General features: G+C 35.1%; 13 protein-coding genes. 11 read left to right on the top strand and 2 right to left on the bottom strand.

The features are described 5' to 3' along the window. The first annotated feature begins 9 nt into the window (after window positions 1-9). From rplA to DCO46_RS04850, 7 genes are all read left to right on the top strand, one after another. Window positions 10-699, top strand: coding sequence for a 50S ribosomal protein L1 (rplA, locus tag DCO46_RS04880; protein WP_035619180.1), 690 nt, complete (start codon window positions 10-12; stop codon window positions 697-699). Window positions 700-721: 22 nt separating this feature from the next. After that, window positions 722-1222, top strand: a complete 501-nt coding sequence (rplJ, locus tag DCO46_RS04875; protein ID WP_116751459.1) for a 50S ribosomal protein L10 — start codon at window positions 722-724, stop codon at window positions 1220-1222. Between the two features lie 86 nt (window positions 1223-1308). After that, window positions 1309-1680: a 50S ribosomal protein L7/L12 gene (gene rplL / locus DCO46_RS04870; RefSeq protein WP_007807437.1), complete on the top strand. Its 372-nt coding sequence runs from the start codon at window positions 1309-1311 to the stop codon at window positions 1678-1680. Between the two features lie 267 nt (window positions 1681-1947). Then, window positions 1948-5760 (top strand): DNA-directed RNA polymerase subunit beta, encoded by a 3813-nt coding sequence (gene rpoB, locus DCO46_RS04865; protein WP_116751458.1) that lies wholly within the window; start codon window positions 1948-1950, stop codon window positions 5758-5760. Window positions 5761-6058: 298 nt separating this feature from the next. Further along, on the top strand, window positions 6059-10366 hold the full coding sequence (gene rpoC, locus DCO46_RS04860; RefSeq protein WP_116751457.1) for a DNA-directed RNA polymerase subunit beta': 4308 nt from the start codon (window positions 6059-6061) through the stop codon (window positions 10364-10366). Window positions 10367-10376: 10 nt separating this feature from the next. Then, the gene (locus tag DCO46_RS04855; protein ID WP_116751456.1) at window positions 10377-10688 is read left to right on the top strand and encodes a DUF3467 domain-containing protein; all 312 of its coding nucleotides are present in this window, start codon (window positions 10377-10379) and stop codon (window positions 10686-10688) included. A 353-nt stretch (window positions 10689-11041) separates the two neighbouring features. Continuing rightward, window positions 11042-11776, top strand: coding sequence for a hypothetical protein (locus tag DCO46_RS04850; protein ID WP_116751455.1), 735 nt, complete (start codon window positions 11042-11044; stop codon window positions 11774-11776). A gap of 77 nt (window positions 11777-11853) precedes the next feature. Here DCO46_RS04850 and DCO46_RS04845 read toward each other — a convergent pair whose 3' ends face one another. Then, window positions 11854-13446 (bottom strand): peptide chain release factor 3, encoded by a 1593-nt coding sequence (locus DCO46_RS04845; RefSeq protein WP_116751454.1) that lies wholly within the window; start codon window positions 13444-13446, stop codon window positions 11854-11856. Window positions 13447-13596: 150 nt separating this feature from the next. Next, the gene (locus DCO46_RS04840) at window positions 13597-15036 is read right to left on the bottom strand and encodes an alpha-amylase (RefSeq protein ID WP_116751453.1); all 1440 of its coding nucleotides are present in this window, start codon (window positions 15034-15036) and stop codon (window positions 13597-13599) included. Between the two features lie 514 nt (window positions 15037-15550). Here DCO46_RS04840 and DCO46_RS04835 point away from each other — a divergent pair. The 4 genes from DCO46_RS04835 to DCO46_RS04820 all read left to right on the top strand — a co-directional run bounded on the left by DCO46_RS04835 (window position 15551) and on the right by DCO46_RS04820 (window position 23594). Continuing rightward, window positions 15551-16981 carry a peptidylprolyl isomerase gene (locus DCO46_RS04835; RefSeq protein ID WP_116751452.1) on the top strand — a complete coding sequence of 477 codons (1431 nt, stop codon included), beginning with the start codon at window positions 15551-15553 and terminating at the stop codon, window positions 16979-16981. 77 nt (window positions 16982-17058) lie between these two features. Further along, a complete protein-coding gene (locus tag DCO46_RS04830; protein ID WP_116751451.1) occupies window positions 17059-18012 on the top strand; it encodes an AAA family ATPase in 954 nt (317 codons plus the stop codon). 424 nt (window positions 18013-18436) lie between these two features. After that, window positions 18437-21208, top strand: a complete 2772-nt coding sequence (locus DCO46_RS04825; protein WP_116751450.1) for a bifunctional aconitate hydratase 2/2-methylisocitrate dehydratase — start codon at window positions 18437-18439, stop codon at window positions 21206-21208. A 121-nt stretch (window positions 21209-21329) separates the two neighbouring features. Further along, the gene (locus DCO46_RS04820; protein WP_116751449.1) at window positions 21330-23594 is read left to right on the top strand and encodes an aconitate hydratase; all 2265 of its coding nucleotides are present in this window, start codon (window positions 21330-21332) and stop codon (window positions 23592-23594) included. Window positions 23595-23956 lie beyond the last annotated feature (362 nt).

Here is a 23956-nt window from a genome sequence, read left to right as displayed (position 1 = left end):
GAAAAAGACATGGCAAAATTAACAAAAAAGCAAAAAGAGGCTGCTTCAAAAATTGAAAAGAACAAATTATACTCTCTAAAAGATGCTGCGGCATTATTGAAAGTTGTTGCTTCTGCAAAATTTGATGAGTCTGTTGATATCGCAGTTCGTTTGGGTGTTGATCCAAGAAAAGCGAATCAAATGGTTAGAGGTGTAGTTACATTACCTCACGGAACTGGTAAAGATGTTAAAGTATTAGCATTGGTTACTCCGGATAAAGAAGCGGAAGCTAAAGAAGCTGGAGCAGACTATGTAGGTCTTGACGATTATTTACAAAAAATCAAAGATGGTTGGACAGATGTTGATGTTATCATCACTATGCCAGCTGTTATGGGTAAATTAGGTCCATTAGGTCGTATTTTAGGACCTAGAGGTTTAATGCCAAACCCTAAAACAGGTACTGTAACTATGGATGTTGCAAAAGCTGTTCAAGAGGTAAAAGCTGGTAAAATCGACTTTAAAGTTGATAAAACAGGTATCGTTCATGCAGGAATTGGTAAAGTTTCTTTTGGAGCTGAGCAAATTGTTGACAATGCACACGAAATTATTCAAACATTAATAAAACTTAAACCAACTGCTGCTAAAGGTACATACATTAAAGGTATCCACCTTACAAGCACTATGAGTCCTGCTATTGCATTAGACCCAAAAGCAGTATAATTGGTAGTTAATAATTTTTAGTATGACTAGAGAAGAAAAATCAATCGCGATTGAAAATTTAACTGCGCAGTTAGCTGGTACAAATATCATTTATATATCTGATATTTCTGGTTTAAACGCAGAGACAACTTCAAACTTACGTAGAGCTTGTTTTAAAGCGGGCATCAAATTAGAGGTTGTGAAGAACACTTTGCTTGCAAAAGCAATGGAAGCTTCTTCTAATGATTATGGTGATTTACCTACAGTTTTAGCTGGTAACAGTGCTATATTCATTTCTGATGTGGCTAATGCTCCTGGAAAAATTATCAAAGATTTCCGTAAGAAATCTGATAAACCAATTTTAAAAGGTGCTTATATTAATTCTGAGGTATATATTGGAGACAATCAATTAGATGCGTTAGCAACTATTAAATCTAAAGAAGAACTTCTTGGAGAACTTATTGGATTGTTACAATCACCAGCTCAAAGAATTATTTCTGCTCTTCAGAACAAATTCGCTGGCGAAGAGTCAGAAGAAGCTTAATATAGAAGGCAATTGTCTTTTGTGTTATTAAATTCGCACACACAAATAAATTATAATTTTACAAATCATTTTAAACGATAGAAAAAATGGCAGATTTGAAACAATTCGCAGAACAATTAGTTAACCTAACAGTTAAAGAAGTTAACGAATTAGCAACAATATTAAAAGACGAGTATGGTATCGAGCCTGCTGCTGCAGCTGTAGTAGTTGCTGCTGGTGGTGGAGAAGGTGCTGCTGAAGAAGCACAAACTGAATTTACAGTTGTATTAAAAGAAGCTGGAGCTTCTAAATTAGCAGTTGTAAAATTAGTTAAAGAACTTACAGGTTTAGGTTTGAAAGAAGCTAAAGATGTAGTTGACGGAGCTCCAAGCAACGTTAAAGAAGGTGTTTCTAAAGAAGAGGCTGAAGGTCTTAAAAAATCATTAGAAGAAGCTGGAGCTGTAGTTGAATTAAAATAATTCAACTCGGTTTTAAGAACTAGGTTTAGGTCCTGAGTTAACACTCAAAGGCCTAAACCATTTTTCGTATAATAAAATACATTAAATTTTATTATCAAATTAGTTTAAAATACGAAAAAGTTTTTGATCAATACGAAGAAAAAAAATGCAACTAAATTTATTGGTTTATTTTTAAAGATGTATTGGTTTTAAAAAAGAAAGTATAAACTACGCAGTGTGTTTTTACACAAAAAAATTACTTTTTTTTAATCAAAATTTTGTCCATTGATGATAACAAATCAGACTGAAAGATTGAATTTTGCCTCTACAAAAAATATCCCTGATTATCCAGATTTCCTGGATGTTCAGGTTAAATCTTTTAAAGATTTCTTTCAATTAGAAACGAAATCTGACGAAAGAGGCAACGAAGGGTTATACAACACCTTCATGGAAAACTTCCCAATTACAGATACAAGAAATAACTTTGTATTGGAATTCCTAGATTATTTTGTTGACCCGCCACGTTATACAATTCAAGAATGTATAGAGAGAGGTCTTACTTATAGTGTGCCTTTAAAAGCCAGGTTAAAACTATATTGTACAGATCCAGAACACGAAGATTTTGAAACTATTGTACAAGATGTTTATCTTGGAACAATTCCTTATATGACTCCTAGCGGTACTTTTGTAATTAATGGTGCCGAGCGTGTTGTAGTATCACAATTACACCGTTCTCCTGGGGTTTTCTTTGGACAGTCATTCCACGCAAATGGAACTAAACTTTATTCTGCAAGAGTAATTCCTTTTAAAGGATCCTGGATAGAATTTTCTACAGATATCAACAGCGTAATGTATGCTTATATCGATAGAAAGAAAAAATTACCGGTTACAACTTTATTCCGTGCAATCGGGTTTGAAAGAGACAAGGATATCCTTGAGATTTTTGACTTAGCGGAAGAAATTAAAGTTTCTAAAACAGGTATTAAAAAATATATTGGAAGAAGACTTGCTGCACGTGTATTGAACACATGGCACGAGGATTTCGTTGATGAAGATACCGGAGAGGTAGTTTCTATCGAACGTAACGAAATCATCCTTGATCGTGATACCATTATCGACAAAGATAATGTTGAAGAAATCATTGATTCTAACGTTAAATCTATTTTGTTACACAAAGAGGATAACAATCAGGCAGACTATGCTATTATCCACAACACGTTACAAAAAGATCCAACAAACTCTGAAAAAGAAGCTGTAGAGCACATTTACCGTCAGTTGCGTAATGCTGAACCGCCTGATGAGGAAACTGCTCGTGGTATTATAGATAAATTATTCTTCTCTGATCAACGTTACAACTTAGGTGAAGTTGGTCGTTACAGAATGAACAAAAAATTGAATTTAGATATCCCTATGGATAAGCAAGTGCTTACCAAAGAAGATATCATTACCATTGTAAAATATTTGATCGAATTGATCAACTCTAAAGCAGAGATTGATGATATTGATCACTTATCAAACCGTCGTGTTAGAACAGTTGGAGAACAATTGTCTCAGCAATTCGGTGTTGGTTTAGCACGTATGGCTAGAACTATTCGTGAGAGAATGAACGTTAGGGATAACGAGGTGTTTACACCAATTGATTTGATTAATGCTAAAACATTATCATCAGTTATCAACTCTTTCTTTGGTACTAACCAGTTATCTCAATTTATGGATCAAACGAATCCATTAGCTGAGATTACGCACAAAAGAAGACTTTCTGCACTTGGACCAGGTGGACTTTCGAGAGAGAGAGCTGGTTTCGAGGTTCGTGACGTTCACTATACTCACTATGGTCGTTTATGTCCGATTGAAACTCCTGAGGGACCAAACATTGGTTTGATTTCATCTCTTGGTGTTTATGCAAAAGTTAACGGAATGGGATTCATCGAAACGCCATACCGTAAAGTAACTAATGGTGTAGTTGATTTAGAAAGTACTCCAATTTACTTAAGTGCTGAAGAAGAAGAAGGTAAAATGATTGCTCAGGCAAACATTGAAATGGACGAAACTGGTAAAATTACAGCTAGCAATGTTATTGCCCGTGAGGAAGGCGACTTCCCGGTTGTTGAGCCATCTGTCGTTCATTATACAGACGTTGCACCGAACCAGATCGCTTCGATTTCGGCTTCATTGATTCCTTTCCTGGAGCATGATGATGCGAACCGTGCGTTGATGGGATCTAACATGATGCGTCAGGCAGTTCCTTTGATTCGTCCTGAAGCACCAATCGTTGGTACAGGTTTAGAGCGTCAGGTAGCTTCAGATTCAAGAGTATTAATCAATGCTGAAGGGCATGGAACTGTTGAATATGTTGATGCAAATATCATTACTATTAAATACGATCGTACAGAAGACGAGAGAATGGTTAGTTTTGATGCTGATGAGAAAACATACAACCTTATTAAATTTAGAAAAACCAATCAAGGTACAAGTATTAACCTGAAACCAATCGTAAGAAAAGGTGACAGAGTTATTCCTGGGCAAGTATTATCAGAAGGATATGCTACTCAAAATGGTGAATTAGCTTTAGGTAGAAACTTAAAAGTTGCGTTCATGCCATGGAAAGGGTACAACTTCGAGGATGCGATTGTAATTTCTGAAAAAGTAGTTCGTGATGATATTTTTACATCTATCCACGTTGATGATTATTCATTAGAGGTTAGAGATACGAAGTTAGGAAACGAAGAGTTAACAAACGATATTCCTAACGTTTCTGAAGAAGCTACTAAAGATTTAGATGAAAACGGTATGATCAGAATTGGAGCAGAGGTTAAACCTGGCGACATTTTGATCGGAAAAATTACACCAAAAGGAGAATCAGATCCTACTCCGGAAGAGAAATTGCTTCGTGCAATCTTCGGGGATAAAGCAGGTGATGTAAAAGACGCTTCATTAAAAGCTTCTCCATCTTTACACGGTGTAGTTCTTGACAAAAAATTATTTGCAAGAGCCGTAAAAGATAAACGTAAACGTACTCAGGATAAAGATGCTTTAGGCGCTTTAGAAATGGAATTCGAAACTAAATTCGTTGAATTAAAAGACAGATTAGTTGAAAAATTATTCCTTATCGTTAACGGAAAAACATCTCAGGGTGTAATGAATGATTTGGGTGAAGAAGTTTTACCAAAAGGTAAAAAATATACTCAAAAAATGCTTTACGCAGTAGAGGATTTTGCTCACTTAAGCAAAGGTCAATGGGTTGCTGATGACGCTACAAATAAAATGGTTAATGATCTGATTCATAACTATAAAATTAAGCTGAACGACTTACAAGGATCTTTAAGAAGAGAAAAATTCACTATTACAGTTGGAGATGAATTACCATCTGGAATCTTGAAATTAGCTAAGATTTATATCGCTAAAAAACGTAAGTTAAAAGTTGGTGATAAAATGGCGGGACGTCACGGTAACAAAGGTATTGTTGCAAGAATCGTTCGTCATGAAGATATGCCTTTCTTAGAAGATGGAACACCGGTAGATATCGTATTGAATCCACTTGGGGTACCTTCACGTATGAACATTGGTCAGATTTATGAAACTGTTCTTGGATGGGCTGGTATGAACTTGGGTAGAAAATTTGCTACTCCAATTTTTGACGGTGCTTCTTTAGATCAAATCAATGCTTTGACTGATGAGGCTAATGTACCACGTTTCGGACATACATACCTTTATGATGGTGGAACTGGAGAGCGTTTTGCACAAAAAGCGACTGTGGGTGTAATTTACATGCTTAAATTAGGACACATGGTTGATGATAAGATGCACGCACGTTCTATCGGACCATACTCATTGATTACGCAACAACCACTTGGAGGTAAGGCTCAATTTGGAGGTCAGCGTTTTGGAGAGATGGAGGTTTGGGCACTTGAGGCTTATGGAGCTTCTAGTACGCTACGTGAAATCTTAACTGTTAAGTCTGATGATGTTATTGGTAGAGCTAAAACTTACGAAGCTATCGTTAAGGGAGAAACTATGCCAGAACCAGGTTTACCAGAATCATTCAATGTATTAATGCACGAATTGAAAGGTTTAGGATTAGATCTTCGTTTAGAAGAATAATAATAAAGTCTTGTAATCAGTCCCGATAAAAATCGGGACTGATTACTCATTTATATAAGTTTTTAAGATTTATACCCGTAAACCGTTCCGATTTTTTATAACAATGCGAGGCATTTTATAACTAGCACTTCAAAATTAATTTTGAGGTTTAGAGAAGTAATCCGAGGTAGTGTTTTAAGTCAAAAGTTTAAAAGTCCAAAGTCTAAAGTCGTTCGTGACTTTACAACTTTATGACATTTGACTTTCGACTAGGATAAGAATCAATTTTTTAATTGCAAATAAATCAATAGTAAAAACTATGATGAATAATAGAAATAATAAAGATAAAAATCCAGTAAAAAGATTTAACAAAATCTCAATTGGATTGGCTTCACCAGAATCTATCTTGAAAGAATCAAGAGGAGAGGTGTTGAAACCTGAAACAATTAACTACAGAACTCACAAACCAGAACGTGACGGACTTTTCTGCGAAAGAATCTTCGGACCTGTTAAGGATTTTGAGTGTGCTTGTGGAAAATATAAAAGAATTCGTTACAAAGGTATCATCTGTGACCGTTGTGGTGTTGAAGTTACTGAGAAAAAAGTACGTCGTGACAGAGTAGGACACATCAACCTTGTTGTGCCAATTGCTCACATCTGGTACTTCCGTTCTCTTCCAAACAAAATTGGTTATATTCTTGGTCTTCCATCTAAGAAATTAGATATGATCATTTACTACGAAAGATACGTAGTAATCCAAGCTGGTATTGCTAAAAATGCAGATGGAGAATCATTACAAAGATTAGATTTCTTAACTGAAGAAGAATATTTGAATATTTTAGATACTCTTCCGCAGGAAAACCAATATTTAGATGATATGGATCCTAATAAATTTGTTGCCAAAATGGGAGCAGAGTGTATTATGGATTTATTAGCTCGTATTGACTTAGATGCTTTATCTTATGAATTAAGACACAGTGCTAACAACGAGACGTCTAAACAACGTAAAACTGAAGCTTTAAAAAGATTACAAGTTGTTGAGTCTTTCCGTGAGTCTAACTTAAACCGCGAAAACCGTCCGGAATGGATGATTATGAAAGTGGTTCCTGTTATTCCACCAGAATTACGTCCGCTTGTGCCACTTGATGGAGGTCGTTTTGCAACTTCAGATTTAAATGATTTATACCGTCGTGTAATCATCCGTAACAATCGTTTGAAAAGATTAATGGAGATTAAAGCTCCTGAAGTTATCTTAAGAAACGAGAAACGTATGTTACAGGAATCTGTAGATTCATTATTTGATAACACTCGTAAAGCTTCTGCTGTTAAAACAGAATCTAACAGACCATTAAAATCATTATCTGATTCCTTAAAAGGTAAGCAAGGACGTTTCCGTCAAAACTTACTTGGAAAACGTGTGGATTATTCTGCCCGTTCGGTAATTGTTGTTGGTCCTGAGTTAAAATTATTCGAATGCGGATTGCCAAAAGATATGGCATCTGAATTATACAAACCTTTCGTTATCCGTAAATTGATCGAAAGAGGTATTGTAAAAACAGTAAAATCTGCTAAGAAAATCATAGACAAAAAAGAGCCGGTAGTTTGGGATATTCTTGAAAACGTAATTAAAGGACACCCAGTATTACTAAACCGTGCTCCTACGTTACACAGACTTGGTATCCAAGCTTTCCAGCCAAAATTAATTGAAGGAAAAGCAATCCAATTGCACCCATTAGTATGTACGGCTTTCAACGCCGATTTTGATGGGGATCAGATGGCGGTTCACTTGCCATTAGGACCAGAAGCTATTTTAGAGGCACAATTGTTAATGTTGGCTTCTCATAATATCCTGAATCCTGCAAACGGTGCTCCAATTACTGTACCTTCTCAGGATATGGTCTTGGGTCTATACTATATGACCAAAGAACGTATCTCAACGCCAGAACATGTAATTTTAGGTCAAGACTTAACTTTCTATTCTGCTGAAGAAGTAAACATTGCATTAAACGAAGGAAGATTAGAATTGAATGCCCGTGTAAAAATTAGAGCAAAAGATTTTAATGACGCTGGAGAATTAGTGTACAAAATTATTCAAACAACTGCAGGACGTGTATTATTTAATGAAGTAGTACCTGAAGCAGCTGGATATATCAATGATGTATTGACTAAGAAAAACCTTAGAGATATTATCGGACACATTTTAAGTGTGACTGATGTACCTACAACGGCGGCTTTCTTGGATAATATGAAAGATATGGGTTATAAATTCGCATTTAGAGGAGGTTTATCATTCTCTTTAGGTGATATTAGAATTCCAGAACAAAAAACAAAATTAATTGCAGATGCCAGAGAACAAGTTGAAGGTATTTCTGTGAATTATAACATGGGTCTTATTACCAATAACGAACGTTACAACCAGGTTATTGACGTATGGACTTCTGCAAATGCTCAATTAACTGAGTTAGCAATGAAAAATATTAGAGAAGACCAACAAGGTTTCAACTCTGTATATATGATGCTTGACTCTGGGGCGAGGGGTTCTAAGGAACAGATTCGTCAGTTAACAGGTATGCGTGGATTGATGGCTAAGCCTAAAAAATCTACTGCCGGTGGTGGTGAGATTATTGAAAACCCGATTCTTTCTAACTTTAAGGAAGGTCTTTCGATTCTTGAGTACTTCATTTCTACTCACGGTGCTCGTAAAGGTCTTGCGGATACGGCTCTTAAAACAGCCGATGCTGGTTACTTAACAAGAAGGCTTCACGACGTTTCTCAGGATGTTATTGTTAACATCGAAGACTGTGGAACTTTAAGAGGTGTTGAAGTTTCTGCATTGAAGAAAAATGAGGAAATCGTTGAGTCGTTAGGAGAAAGAATTTTAGGACGTGTTGCATTGCAGGATGTTATAAATCCACTTACTAATGAAGTAATGGTTCAGTCTGGTCAACAAATTACTGAAGCAATTATGAGAACTATCGAAGCTTCTCCAATTGAAAAAGTAGAGGTTAGATCTCCATTAACTTGTGAGGCTTTAAAAGGTATTTGTGCTAAATGTTACGGTAGAAACTTAGCTACTGGTAAGATGACACAAAGAGGTGAAGCTGTCGGAGTTATTGCAGCTCAGTCTATTGGAGAGCCTGGTACACAGTTAACACTTCGTACGTTCCACGTTGGAGGGGTTGCCGGAGGTATCTCTGAAGAGTCTAGTATTATTACAAGATTCAACGGTAGACTTGAAATTGAAGATTTAAAAACAGTAAAAGGAGAAGACAACGAAGGAAACTCTGTTGATATCGTAGTTTCACGTTCAACTGAGTTAAAATTAGTTGATGAGAAAACCGGAATTGTTTTAAATACACATAACATTCCTTACGGATCTAGTATTTTTGTAAATGACGGAGATGTAGTTACTAAAGGAACTGTAATCTGTAAATGGGATCCATATAACGGTGTAATTGTTTCTGAATTTACTGGTAAGATTGCTTACGAGGATTTAGAGCAAGGACAATCGTTCATGGTTGAGATCGATGAGCAGACTGGTTTCCAGGAAAAAGTAATTTCTGAGGCCAGAAACAAAAAATTAATCCCTACTTTATTGGTTTACGGTAAAGAAGGTGAATTGATTCGTTCATACAACTTACCAGTAGGTGCACACCTTATGGTTGAGAACGGTGAGAAAATTAAAGCAGGTAAAGTATTAGTAAAAATCCCTCGTCGTTCTTCTAAAGCAGGCGATATCACGGGAGGTTTACCAAGAATTACCGAGTTGCTTGAGGCTCGTAACCCTTCAAACCCAGCTGTAGTATCTGAAATTGATGGAGTTGTTTCTTTTGGAAAAATCAAAAGAGGTAACCGTGAAATTGTTATCGAATCTAAATTTGGTGAGATTAAAAAGTATTTAGTTAAACTTTCAAGCCAAATCTTAGTACAGGAAAATGACTTCGTAAGAGCGGGAGTTCCGTTGTCTGATGGTGCAATTACACCAGATGATATCTTAAGAATTCAAGGACCGGCAGCTGTTCAACAGTATTTGGTAAATGAAATTCAGGAAGTTTACCGTTTACAAGGGGTAAAAATCAATGACAAGCACTTTGAGGTAGTTATTCGTCAAATGATGCGTAAAGTAAGAGTTCAGGATCCGGGAGATACATTATTCCTAGAAGATCAATTAATTCATACTAAAGATTTCATCGTTCAGAACGATAAATTATATGGTATGAAAGTAGTTGAAGATGCTGGAGATTCTGCTGTACTGAAACCAGGTCAGATTATTACACCTCGTGATTTACGTGATGAGAATTCATTATTGAAACGAAATGATAAAAATCTTGTTGTGGCAAGAGACGTAATTACTGCTACTGCAACGCCAGTTCTTCAAGGTATTACAAGAGCTTCGTTACAAACTAAATCATTCATTTCTGCGGCTTCATTCCAGGAGACAACGAAAGTACTTAACGAAGCTGCTGTAGCTGGTAAAGTAGATGATTTAGAAGGATTAAAAGAAAATGTAATTGTTGGACACAGAATTCCTGCGGGAACTGGTATGAGAGAATACGATAACACAATCGTAGGATCTAAAGATGATTACAACGAAATGATGGCTAATAAAGAAGAATATATTTATTAATTAGGAAATTATGAGTAATCCGAAACAACAGCAAGAGCAAATTAATATTGAGTTAGACGAAACAATCGCAGAAGGAATTTATTCTAATCTTGCGATTATAAATCACTCATCATCAGAGTTTGTTTTAGATTTTGTAAGCATTATGCCGGGTATTCCTAAAGCCAAGGTAAAGTCAAGAATTGTTTTGACACCACAACATGCTAAAAGGTTATTGAAGGCTATAGGTGAAAATATTCATCGATTTGAAACAGCTCATGGCGAAATCAAAGAGACGGAACAAGCACCAATACCGCTTAATTTTGGTCCTGCCGGACAAGCATAAATTAATAAAGCCCCTTTTTTAAGGGGCTTTATTTGTAAGTATGGATAAAGTGTAGTTTGTCTGATTTTATTCCACTTTGTCGACTATTTTTTCTTAATGAATTCTATTAGTATAATTTAGCAGAGCAATTACGAAAAAGAATTAATTTTTAGAATATAATGACTTAGTAAGGTTGATTAATTCAAATTAAAAAAAAAGCGCTAATGAAAATTAGCGCTTTTTTTATGCCCGGATGCGAACGAACCGATTTATAATTTGAAAATATTTTTATTCCGTCCCAACCTTTTTATGCAAAATGTTCTCTATATAAGTAAGAACCATTAACAAAGGTTTTAATTTAAATAAAGTATAGTATGAAAAAGAAATTCACCTTAGAAATAGCCAATCCTTGTTCTGAAAATTTTGATAAAATGACACCTAATGCTGGTGGTTCGTTTTGTGATTCATGCATGAAAAATGTGATTGATTTAAGTAAAAAAACGAATTCTGAAGTTGCTAGATTCATTGTCGGAAATAAAGATGCAAACATTTGTGCAAGATTAAAAACAACACAACTCGAAGAACAGTTTGAATACAGCGAGACTTCTAAAATAAATACTTTAAAATACGCAGCAGTTGCAGCAACTATTTTACTAGCTTCAAATCTTACAGCACAAGAAAAAGAACCTGTTAAAATCGAAAAAGCCTGTGCAGAACCTATGTATAGATTAGGCAAAGTGGTTTCTAACCAAACTGTAAATGAAGAAGTTTCGATAACAGTAAAAGGAAAATTATTAGAAGCAAAAACACATAAACCTTTTAATAAAGAAACATATCCAGATTTAATGTTATCTGTTAATGGTTCACAAACTCCGGTGAAAGTAAATCCAAAAACTGGAGAATTTTCTATAGCGGCGCAAGTTTCAAAAAATAGTAAAACGCTAATAGTTACTATTTCAGGGAGTGATTATTATCTTTCAAAAGAAATACCTTTTACTATAAAAGCAGTTAAAAATAATGTTTTATCACAAAATATAATTATTGATGCAGAAGAGCTGACTAAAATTTTTATTGCCGGCGGATTAGGAATTAATTATACAGATCAATAAAACAAAATGTTGGGGGATGTAATGAAAAAAGGCTGTCTAATAATAGACAGCCTTTTTATATTTTTCTAAAGAAGTTATTAATCAAACTCAGAAGTAAAGTATAATTTCACACTTGGATATTTACTTTGTGTCATTTGAATTGTAAAATCAGAATCGGCTAAAAATACCAGTTGACCATATTTATCATGCGCCAGGAATTTTTGTTTGATACGTTTAAATTCTTTGAATTCTTCATTTTTAGCATCATCAGGTTTTACCCAACAAGCTTTGTGAACAGGGAAATTTTCGTAAGTACATTTTGCACCATATTCATGCTCTAAACGATATTGGATAACTTCGTATTGAAGGGCTCCAACTGTTCCGATAACTTTACGATTGTTCAGCTCCAAAGTAAATAACTGTGCTACACCTTCATCCATTAACTGATCTACACCTTTTTCTAATTGCTTAGCTTTCATTGGATCAGCATTATTGATATATCTAAAGTGTTCCGGAGAGAAACTTGGAATTCCTTTAAAACTCATTACTTCACCCTCTGTTAAAGTATCTCCAATTTTAAAGTTTCCGGTATCGTGCAGACCAACAATATCTCCCGGATACGAAATGTCAACGATTTCTTTTTTCTCAGCGAAAAAGGCATTCGGACTCGAGAATTTTAAATTTTTCTTCTGGCGAACGTGATAATAGGGTTTGTTTCTTTCGAAAGTTCCCGAAACAATTTTTATAAAGGCTAAACGGTCACGGTGTTTTGGATCCATGTTAGCGTGAATTTTAAATACAAATCCGGACATTTTTTCCTCAGCCGGATCAACTAAGCGGGTTTCAGAATCTTTTGGCCTTGGTGAAGGAGCAATCGCAACAAAGCAATCAAGCAATTCGCGAACTCCAAAATTATTCAAAGCAGATCCAAAAAATACGGGTTGAATTTTACCATCTAAATAATCCTGACGCTCAAATTTTGGGTATACCTCGTCAATTAATTCTAATTCTTCACGAAGTTTTTCAGCAGCTTTTTGACCCACAATCTTATCTAATTCCGGATTGTTTTGAACATCAGAAAAAGCGATAGTTTCTTCAATGTTTTTACGGCTGTCTCCGCTAAAAAGATTGATGTTTTCTTCCCATAAATTATAGATTCCCTGAAAATCATAACCCATTCCGATTGGGAAACTTAAAGGAGTAACTTTTAAACCCAGTTTTTGTTCTACTTCGTCCATAAGGTCGAAAGCATCTTTTCCTTCACGGTCTAATTTGTTGATGAAAACAATCATAGGAATGTTTCTCATTCTACAAACAGCAACCAGTTTTTCAGTTTGTTCCTCAACCCCTTTTGCAACGTCAATAACAACGATTACGCTATCAACTGCGGTTAAAGTTCTGAATGTATCTTCGGCAAAATCCTTGTGTCCCGGAGTATCAAGAATATTGATTTTTTTATCTTTATAATTAAAAGCAAGTACAGAAGTCGAAACCGAAATACCTCTTTGGCGTTCGATTTCCATGAAATCACTTGTTGCTCCTTTTTTAATCTTGTTATTCTTTACAGCTCCTGCTTCCTGAATAGCACCTCCAAATAGCAGTAATTTCTCTGTTAATGTTGTTTTACCGGCATCAGGATGCGATATAATTCCAAATGTTCTTCTGCGTTGTATTTCTTTTAAAAAGCTCATATTTTGTATAAATAGGTTTGCAAAAGTACTACTAATTACGGCTTAATAAAAATATTAACTTCTTAAATTGAAGGCTCTCTTCTATAATATTAGTGTGAAAATAAAAAAGGCTGTCCTAAAAAGAACAGCCTCAATTAGTCATTTTTTAAATTACTGATTAATTGACCAAATTGAATATCCTTTTGGAGGACATTGTATTTTTACCCATTTATCGGCCTGAGTAGTCGGATACCAGGTTGAATTTCCTGTGAAATCTTTAATTTGAGTATTTGCCCAATTCGTCTGAATCCATCTTTCCTGCCAAACGTCTGAGTTGTTGATGTAAACTACTAATCCCGGATTTCCGTTATATCCGTTTCTTCTTGCTACATATTCATCATTGTCAGAATATAAAATTGAGGTTGTTCCGGTTGCTTTATTATTATGAATCCATATTAAATTGTTAAGTTTGGTTTTATCCAGCCATTCTTCATAATCTCTGTAGAAAATTGTTGGATAACCTTCATGAGTTAATATATAGGAATAAGCTAAAAGTTTACTCCAAATTTCATCAGTATCATGATTGGTTACAAAGGTTACTGCCTTGTACGGATTTCTTTTCCACATCATATCATCATTTAATAATGCCAGGTTGTTTCCGTCAAAAGCATCATTCATTTTATAATAACAAGCAAAATCGAAAACAGAACTATTTGCATTGTTTGCCCAGTCATTTAGTATGTTTACATTAGAATCCCATAATTCACCAACAGAAAATCCACCAACATTTGCGTTCCAGTCGTACACAACCCAAGGAGCAAAACCTTTTACATAATCAAATCTCCAGCCATCAAATTTCATGGTGTTTTTATAATATTTACCTACTCCGTCAGCTCTTTTCCATAGCCAATCCTGTACATAAGGATCTGCATGGCATAAATCAGGAAAACCTCCAAAAGATCCTTCGTCATTATTACCATAACTATTTTTATAAAAATTTACATAAGTACGTTTGAACTTTCCGGATGCAATTCCGTTAAAATTAGTCCAGGTGTTTGTTCCTGTAAAGGGATTAGCTTCTGATTGCCCGCCGCTATTATGATTAATTACAATATCAGCATATACTTTCATGTTTTCAGTATGCGCTTTTGTGATTAAACTAACCAATTCAGTTTTAGAACCAAATCTGGTTTCAGTGGTTCCGTTTTGATTATAATCTCCAAAATCAAAATAATCAGTTGGGTCATATCCCATTGAAAATGCTCCATTTTGCGCTTTTGAGGCAGGAGGCAGCCAGATAGAGCCAATTCCGGCATTAGACCATGCAGTTACTTTTCCGTTAACGGTATTCCACCAATTTCCGCCGGCAGGAACATCCCAATAAAAGGCCTGCATCATAACACCACCGCCAGGATTATCTACGTATTTTCCTGTAACAGATGATTTTGAATCTCCTGTACTAAATGGTTTCCCGTCATGATGAGTGACATTAATGATTTTAAATTCTTGACTTTCAGCTTTGGTGTCGTTTTCATTTGTTCCATCCTGTGTACAGGAATAGAAAGCTGTAATGGCCAAAATAGAGAAAATCTTTGCGATTGGTTTTTTCATAATAAAATTTGGTTAAGGTTAGATAAGTAAAGTTGTAACGATTCATTAATTGATAGAAAAACCGAGATATTCTTAGTTTTAATATCAAAAAAATAAAAATTACTCAACTAAAGTATGTAAATTTTAAACATATCTTATTTATAAGAAAATATTTATCTAACGAAAACGTTGTAGTGTTGAAAAGTTTTTTTTATTTGCATGATTGATAGTGATTTAGATGTTTTAAATAAAAAAAGAAGAATTATATTGTCTCTGGAAGTTCTAATGGCTTTTTTAGTCTGAAACAAAACTTTATTTTGTTGTATTTAAGAGCTATCATATAATTTTTTGTTAATAGTATAGTCGATAGTTGTATTATGTAATTGAATTGTTATTTTTGTTCGTTATAAGTAAAAGAAACCAGGTGTTAATTTTTTAGTATTCATGAAAAAATCTGAATACGGAGATTAGATTAATGTTTGGTCTATAAAGAATTCTAAAGCAAGATTTTTACATTCAAATTAAATTTAAAATAATGTTATTAAAAAAATTACAGCTAAAAACAGTTGATTACAGATTAGGGTTAACAATGTGTTTTTTACTTTTTTTCAACTCTCTTATTTCTGCACAGGAAATAATTCCGGATGTTGTAGCTGAAAAGCCAGTTGAAGCACCATCTGGGCAAAGACAAAAAATTGATGGTATTATTGCTACAGTTGGAGATTATATTGTTTTAGATTCAGATATTGATAAAGGATTTTTAGAAATCACTGCTCAGGGTGGTTCTACAAAAGATATTTCAAGATGCCAAATGCTTGGTAAGCTTTTAGAAGATAAATTATATGCACACCAGGCTATTCAGGATAGTATTATTGTAAGTGATGCCGAAGTTAGAAGCATGATGGAAGAGCGTTTGAACTATATGACGCAACAAGTCGGAGACATAAATAAAGTAGTAGCATATTATAAGAAAAATTCTGTAGAAGAGTTTAAAACTTACTTTGCGGATATTTTAAAAGAGCAAAAATTAGCATCAGAAATGCAAAAGAAAATTGTAGATGCTGTTGAAATTACACCGGAAGAGGTTCGTAATTTCTTCAAAAAAATACCAAAAGAAGAATTGCCAACTTTTGGAGCCGAAATGGAAGTTGCCCAAATTGTTGTGGAGCCAAAAGTTTCTGCAGAAGACAAGCAAAAAGTAAAAGACAGATTAAATGCTATAAGAAAGGATGTTCTTGAAGGTTCCAGCTTTGCGACAAAAGCAGTATTATATTCTCAGGACCCGGGATCTTCGCCAAATGGAGGTTTTTATAAAATGACCAGAAAAACACCTTTTGTAAAAGAATTTAAAGATGTAGCTTTTAGTTTGCAGGAAGGCGAAATTTCTGAACCATTTGAAACTAATTTTGGATTCCATATTATCATGGTTGATAAGATAAAAGGACAGGAAGTAGAATTAAGACATATTTTAATTGCTCCTGTAGTTTCTGAAACTGCGTTGAAAGATGCTAAAGAGAGAATTACAAATATCAGAAACAAAATAATAAACAAAGAAATTACATTCGCAGAAGCTGCAAGAACAGAATCTGACGAAAAAGAAACAAGAACAAACGGAGGAACTTTGGTGAATCCGAATACTCAGGATACTCGTTTCGAATTAACTAAAATGGATCCCACTTTATATAGCCAGGTTTCTAACTTAAAAGACAATGAGATTTCGCAACCACTTTTAAATACAGATGATAAAGGTAAAAAAACGTATAAATTAATTACGGTTACCAATAGAATTGAAGCGCATACAGCTGATTACGGTAAAGATTATACTAAAATTAAGGAATTAGCATTAAAGGAAAAACAAATCAATGCAATTGCAAAATGGTTTGATACCAAAATTAAAGATACCTATATTAAGGTTATTGGAGAATATAGAGATTGTAGCTTTACAAATAACTGGTTGAAAAAATAATTTTTATTAAATAAATAAAAAGAGTTAGTTTTATGATTTCATAGACCTAACTCTTTTTAATTTTAAAATACATTTAAATGTCTGACGTAACGGCAATTCATAATTTAGTTCAAAAAAGAAATGAATTAAAAATCGAAATAGCAAAAATTATTGTAGGTCAGGATGAAGTTGTTGATCAAATCCTGATTTGTATTTTCTCTGGTGGACATGCACTTTTAATAGGTGTGCCCGGATTAGCAAAAACATTATTAATTAATACTCTGTCTCAGGCTTTAGGGTTAGATTTTAAAAGAATTCAGTTTACACCTGATTTAATGCCTTCGGATATTTTAGGTAGCGAAATACTTGATGAAAACAGAAAATTTAAGTTTATAAAGGGGCCTGTTTTTTCTAATATAATTTTGGCAGATGAGATTAACCGAACGCCGCCAAAAACTCAGGCAGCTTTGCTTGAAGCAATGCAGGAGCGCTCTGTAACGATTGCAGGTGAAAATCATAAATTAGACTTACCTTATTTTGTTCTGGCTACCCAGAATCCTATTGAACAAGAAGGAACTTATCCGTTGCCTGAAGCGCAATTAGACCGTTTTATGTTTGCCATAAAACTGGAATACCCAAGTTTTGAAGAGGAGGTACAAGTTGTAAAACGTACAACATCTGATGTTAAAACAACTATTAATCCGTTGTTTACTGCTCAGGAAATTATTGATTTTCAGCATTTAATTCGTAGAATTCCTGTAGCAGACAATGTTATTGAATATGCTGTAACACTGGTTAGTAAAACAAGACCCGATAATGCACTGACAAATGATTTTGTGAAAAACTATCTGGATTGGGGAGCAGGACCAAGAGCTTCTCAGAACTTAATTTTAGCAGCAAAAGCACATGCTGCTTTTAATGGGAAATTTTCACCGGATATAGAAGATGTAAAAGCAGTTGCAACCGGAATTTTGAGACACAGAATTATCAAGAATTATAAAGCAGATGCTGAGGGCATTACGGAAGAAAAAATTATTCAAAAATTATTATAAAAAAATAATAGAAATACGCACAAAAGCCCGAGTGAGATATCGGGCTTTTTTTTATTGTAAATATCCAACGTTCTTATTTGGATTATCTTTTTATAAAATTGGCTTATTCTTTAAAATGAAGCGAAAAAAACTTCAACTATAACGTTGTAAATTGTAATTTAGAACAATTCTTCGATAAAATAGAGCTAAAATCCTGCATACTCCCTAACATTAAATTTCGACTTTGTTAAAGAAAAGATTTTAAAATACCAATAATTCATTTTTTTAATTTAAAATTAAGGTTTTAGCAAAAAATTACATTGAAAATCGTTTTTTAATAATAATAATTTTTGAAAAGACGGCTTCTGTTATATTTTTTTTAGTTCTCGGCATTAATTATTAAATTTGCGTACAAAAAAATAAAAAATACCTTTTACCAAAAAATATGAATATTTATAAGGACTACATTCAAGAAATTGAAGAAAGAAAAATTCAGGGTCTTCACCCAAAACCAATTGATGATGCTGCATTGTTAAGCGAAATAATTGGACAAATCAAAGATTTAGATAACGAACATCGCAATGATTCGCTTAAATTCTTTATTTATAATACTTTACCTGGAACCACGAGTGCTGCTGGTGAGAAAGCTAAGTTTTTAAAAGAGATTATTCTTGGTCAATCGGTAGTCAATGAGATTACTCCTGCATTTGCCTTTGAATTATTGTCACATATGAAAGGAGGACCTTCAATTGAGGTTTTGCTTGATTTGGCATTAGGCAATGATATTTCTATTGCTAAAGAAGCAGCAAATGTTCTTAAAACACAGGTTTATCTTTATGAGGCAGACACTGACCGTTTAAAAGAGGCATTTAAAAATGATAACGCAATTGCAAGAGAGATTCTTGAAAGTTATGCGCAGGCAGAATTCTTTACTAAACTTCCTGAAGTAGCTGAAGAAATTAAAGTGGTTACTTATATTGCCGGTGAAGGAGATATTTCTACAGATTTATTATCTCCGGGAAATCAGGCACACTCACGTTCAGACCGTGAACTTCATGGTTTATGTATGATTACTCCTGAGGCACAGGCAGAGATTAAATCACTACAGGTAGAATATCCTGATGCAAGTGTGATGTTGATCGCTGAGAAAGGCACAATGGGAGTAGGGTCTTCAAGGATGTCAGGTGTAAACAACGTAGCACTTTGGACTGGTAGACAAGCAAGTCCATATGTTCCGTTTGTAAATATTGCTCCGATTGTTGGAGGAACAAATGGTATTTCTCCAATTTTCCTTACTACTGTAGATGTTACAGGTGGTATTGGAATTGACCTTAAAAACTGGGTTAAAAAACTGGACGAAAACGGTAACCCGCTTAGAAATGAAAATAATGAACCGATTCTTGAAGAAGCATATTCTGTTGCGACCGGAACTGTTCTTACTATTAATACAAAAACAAAGAAACTTTATAACGGTGGTCAGGAGCTGATTGATATTTCAAGATCATTCACTCCTCAGAAAATGGAATTCATTAAAGCTGGTGGATCATACGCTATTGTATTTGGTAAAAAACTTCAGACATTCGCTGCGAAAGTGCTTGATATTGAAGCTCCGCTTGTATTTGCTCCGTCTAAGGAAATTTCTATTGAAGGACAAGGCCTTACAGCAGTAGAGAAGATATTCAACAGAAATGCTGTTGGAATTACTCCGGGTAAAATATTACATGCAGGTTCAGATGCCCGTGTAGAAGTAAATATTGTAGGTTCGCAAGATACCACTGGTCTTATGACAGCTCAGGAATTAGAGTCTATGGCTGCTACGATAATCTCTCCAATTGTGGATGGTGCGTACCAGTCAGGTTGTCACACTGCTTCTGTATGGGATAAAAAAGCTCAGGCAAACATTCCAAAATTAATGAAGTTTATGAATAACTTCGGTCTGATTACCGCTCGTGACCCTAAAGGAGTTTATCACGCAATGACCGATGTAATTCATAAAGTACTTAACGATATTACAATTGACGAATGGGCGATCATCATTGGTGGTGACTCTCATACAAGAATGTCTAAGGGTGTAGCTTTTGGTGCTGACTCAGGAACAGTTGCTCTTGCGCTTGCTACAGGTGAGGCTTCAATGCCAATTCCCGAATCAGTAAAGGTAACGTTCAAAGGAGAAATGAAAGGCTATATGGACTTCCGTGATGTGGTTCATGCTACACAAGCCCAGATGCTTCATCAGTTTGGTGGAGAAAACGTATTCCAGGGAAGAGTAATCGAGGTTCATATCGGAACACTTACTGCTGATCAGGCATTTACATTTACAGACTGGACTGCAGAAATGAAAGCAAAAGCTTCTATCTGTATTTCTGAGGACGATACTTTGATTGAATCACTGGAGATTGCAAAAGGCAGAATCCAGATTATGATTGACAAAGGAATGGATAATGAGAAACAAGTTCTTCAGGGATTAATCAACAAAGCTGATAAGAGAATCACAGAAATTAAATCTGTAGAGAAACCAGCTTTGACACCGGATGCAAATGCTAAGTATTATGCTGAAGTTGTTGTAGATCTTGATCAGATTTCAGAACCAATGATTGCTGATCCGGACGTAAATAATATTGATGTTTCTAAAAGATATACTCACGATACTATCAGACCTTTATCTTTCTATGGAGGTGTGAAAAAAGTAGATCTTGGATTTATCGGTTCTTGTATGGTTCACAAAGGAGATATGAAAATTTTGGCTCAAATGCTGAAAAATGTAGAAGCACAAAATGGGAAAGTTGAATTCAATGCTCCTCTTGTAGTTGCTCCTCCTACATATAACATCGTAGATGAGCTAAAAGCTGAAGGAGACTGGGAAGTTTTACAAAAATACTCTGGTTTTGAATTCGATGATAATGCTCCTAAAGGTGCAGCACGTACAGAATACGAAAACATGTTGTATTTAGAGCGCCCAGGATGTAACCTTTGTATGGGTAACCAGGAAAAAGCAGCTAAAGGAGATACGGTAATGGCAACTTCAACCCGTCTTTTCCAGGGAAGAGTCGTGGAAGATACAGAAGGTAAAAAAGGAGAATCGTTACTTTCTTCTACACCAGTTGTAGTATTATCTACAATTTTAGGAAGAACTCCTACTATGGATGAATATACAGCCGCAGTAGAGGGTATCAACCTGACTAAGTTTGCTCCTTCTAACAAGCAGTTGGTTATGTAATCAAAAAAGTAATTATAAATGAAAAGCCCGAGTCGTAAAACTCGGGCTTTTTTTTTAATAGCTGCTCTATTTTTTGTATCTTGTGATATTCAAAAAAGAATAATAAAAACAAACAAATCTTATGGCTTTTGATATTGAAATGATTAAAAAAGTGTACGAGAATATGCCAGGTCGTGTTGATAAAGCACGCGAAATAGTTGGTCGTCCACTTACTTTAACGGAGAAAATTTTATATAATCACCTTTGGGACGGAAATCCCTCTAAGGCGTTTGGAAGAGGAGTTGACTATGTCGACTTTGCACCGGATCGTGTAGCGTGTCAGGATGCAACTGCTCAAATGGCATTATTGCAATTCATGCATGCCGGTAAATCTAAAGTGGCAGTTCCTACAACGGTTCACTGTGATCACTTGATTCAGGCAAAAGTAGACGCTGTAACCGATTTGGCCAGAGCAAAAACACAAAGTAATGAAGTTTTCGATTTCTTATCGTCAGTTTCTAATAAATATGGAATTGGTTTCTGGAAACCAGGAGCCGGAATTATTCATCAGGTAGTACTTGAAAATTACGCTTTCCCTGGTGGAATGATGATTGGTACCGATTCTCACACTGTAAATGCAGGTGGTTTAGGAATGGTAGCTATTGGTGTTGGTGGAGCCGATGCCGTTGATGTTATGTCAGGTATGGCCTGGGAATTAAAATTCCCTAAATTAATAGGAGTTAAATTAACCGGTAAATTATCAGGATGGACTGCGCCTAAAGACGTTATTCTTAAAGTTGCCGGTATTCTTACTGTAAAAGGCGGAACTGGTGCAATCGTCGAATATTTTGGCGAAGGCGCAACTTCTATGTCTTGTACCGGTAAAGGTACAATTTGTAACATGGGGGCAGAAATTGGAGCTACAACTTCAACTTTTGGATATGATGATTCTATGAGTCGTTACCTGCGCTCTACAAACAGAGCAGATGTTGCAGATGCTGCTGATAAAGTAGCTTCTTACTTAACCGGAGACCCGGAAGTATATGCTAATCCTGAACAATATTTTGATCAGGTGATTGAAATCAACTTGACTGAGTTGGAGCCACACTTGAATGGTCCTTTTACTCCGGACTTAGCTACTCCGATTTCTAAGATGAAAGAAGAAGCTATTAAAAATAACTGGCCACTACAAATTCAGGTTGGTTTAATTGGTTCATGTACAAACTCTTCTTACGAAGATATTTCACGTGCAGCTTCTTTGGCAAGACAAGTTGCGGATAAAAATTTAAAAACTAAATCACAGTTTACCATTACTCCTGGATCTGAAGTAGTTCGTTCTACAATTGAAAGAGATGGTTTTATCGAAACTTTTCATAAAATTGGAGCAACGGTTTTTGCTAACGCCTGCGGGCCATGTATTGGTATGTGGGACAGAGAAGGAGCAGAGAAAGAAGAAAGAAACACTATCGTTCACTCTTTCAATCGTAACTTCTCAAAACGTGCAGACGGTAACCCGAATACTTTGGCTTTTGTAGGTTCTCCGGAATTGGTAACGGCATTAGCTATTGCAGGTGATTTAGGATTTAATCCATTAACAGATAAATTAATCAACGAAGAAGGAGAAGAGGTAATGCTGGACGCTCCAACAGGAGATGAATTGCCTGCTAAAGGCTTCTACGCTGAAGATCCGGGCTTTCAGGCTCCGGCTGCAGATGGTTCAGGAGTTCAGGTAGTGGTTAATCCTGCTTCAGAACGTTTACAATTATTAGCTCCTTTTGATCCATGGGACGGAAAAAACATAACTGGTGCTAAATTGCTGATAAAAGCTTTTGGAAAATGTACAACAGACCATATTTCTATGGCGGGACCATGGTTACGTTTCCGTGGACACTTAGATAATATTTCTAACAATATGTTGATTGGTGCCGTAAATGCATTCAATCAAAAAACAAATTCAGTTAAAAATCAATTAACCGGAGATTACGATGCAGTTCCTGCTGTAGCCCGTGCTTATAAAGCAGCCGGAGTTGCTTCTATTGTTGTGGGAGATCACAATTATGGTGAAGGTTCTTCCCGTGAGCATGCTGCGATGGAGCCTCGCTTCTTAGGTGTTAAAGCGGTATTGGTAAAATCTTTTGCCCGTATCCACGAAACTAACCTTAAAAAACAAGGGCTTTTGGGATTGACATTTGCTAATGAAGCAGATTACGATAAAATTCAGGAGAATGATACCATTAACTTTACTGATTTAACTGAGTTTGCTCCGGGTAAACCATTAACGTTAGAGTTCATTCACGCTGATGGAACTAAAGATGTTATTCTGGCAAACCATACTTACAACGCAGGACAAATTGGATGGTTCGTTGCAGGTTCGGCATTAAACTTAATTGCTGCCGGGAAAGCTTAATTTTTAAGATTAATTATAAAAAACGCTCTGTGAAAACAGGGCGTTTTTATTTTGTAATCAATTCGTATTCTGATATTTTGTTTTTCTGTTAGTTAGTTTTTTTGTGGGAAATTTATTTACTAACAAATAAGTTTTAAATAGTTGTTACTCAGTATAAAATGTTTTTTTCATGTTAATTCATTTTTAAGCTTATCAAATTCAGGGAAATTTGTTGTTAAAAATTATGGTTTTTATACTTTAAAAAGTTAAATTCGCCTTACAGGTAATAAAATTGATTTTTTAGAGTTAAAAATAATTGTTATTGAATTCTAGAGAATAAAAATAAAGATGTAATTAGAAAAAAATGATTTATAGGTTCATAA

This window comes from Flavobacterium sp. HTF, from assembly GCF_003105115.1.
GTDB lineage: Bacteria > Bacteroidota > Bacteroidia > Flavobacteriales > Flavobacteriaceae > Flavobacterium.
The sequence above is the reverse complement of the archived record's forward strand: the minus strand, read 5'-3'. Positions and strand labels throughout refer to the sequence as shown.

Bases quoted from the DNA above. Each gene is read 5' to 3' on its own strand.
- DCO46_RS04830 (WP_116751451.1), top strand. From the start codon at position 17,059: ATGTCTGACGTAACGGCAATTCATAATTTAGTTCAAAAAAGAAATGAA.
- DCO46_RS04845 (WP_116751454.1), bottom strand. From the start codon at position 13,446: ATGAGCTTTTTAAAAGAAATACAACGCAGAAGAACATTTGGAATTATA.
- DCO46_RS04835 (WP_116751452.1), top strand. From the start codon at position 15,551: ATGTTATTAAAAAAATTACAGCTAAAAACAGTTGATTACAGATTAGGG.
- rplA (WP_035619180.1), top strand. From the start codon at position 10: ATGGCAAAATTAACAAAAAAGCAAAAAGAGGCTGCTTCAAAAATTGAA.
- rplJ (WP_116751459.1), top strand. From the start codon at position 722: ATGACTAGAGAAGAAAAATCAATCGCGATTGAAAATTTAACTGCGCAG.
- rpoB (WP_116751458.1), top strand. From the start codon at position 1,948: ATGATAACAAATCAGACTGAAAGATTGAATTTTGCCTCTACAAAAAAT.
- DCO46_RS04820 (WP_116751449.1), top strand. From the start codon at position 21,330: ATGGCTTTTGATATTGAAATGATTAAAAAAGTGTACGAGAATATGCCA.
- rpoC (WP_116751457.1), top strand. From the start codon at position 6,059: ATGATGAATAATAGAAATAATAAAGATAAAAATCCAGTAAAAAGATTT.
- DCO46_RS04855 (WP_116751456.1), top strand. From the start codon at position 10,377: ATGAGTAATCCGAAACAACAGCAAGAGCAAATTAATATTGAGTTAGAC.
- rplL (WP_007807437.1), top strand. From the start codon at position 1,309: ATGGCAGATTTGAAACAATTCGCAGAACAATTAGTTAACCTAACAGTT.
- DCO46_RS04850 (WP_116751455.1), top strand. From the start codon at position 11,042: ATGAAAAAGAAATTCACCTTAGAAATAGCCAATCCTTGTTCTGAAAAT.
- DCO46_RS04840 (WP_116751453.1), bottom strand. From the start codon at position 15,036: ATGAAAAAACCAATCGCAAAGATTTTCTCTATTTTGGCCATTACAGCT.
- DCO46_RS04825 (WP_116751450.1), top strand. From the start codon at position 18,437: ATGAATATTTATAAGGACTACATTCAAGAAATTGAAGAAAGAAAAATT.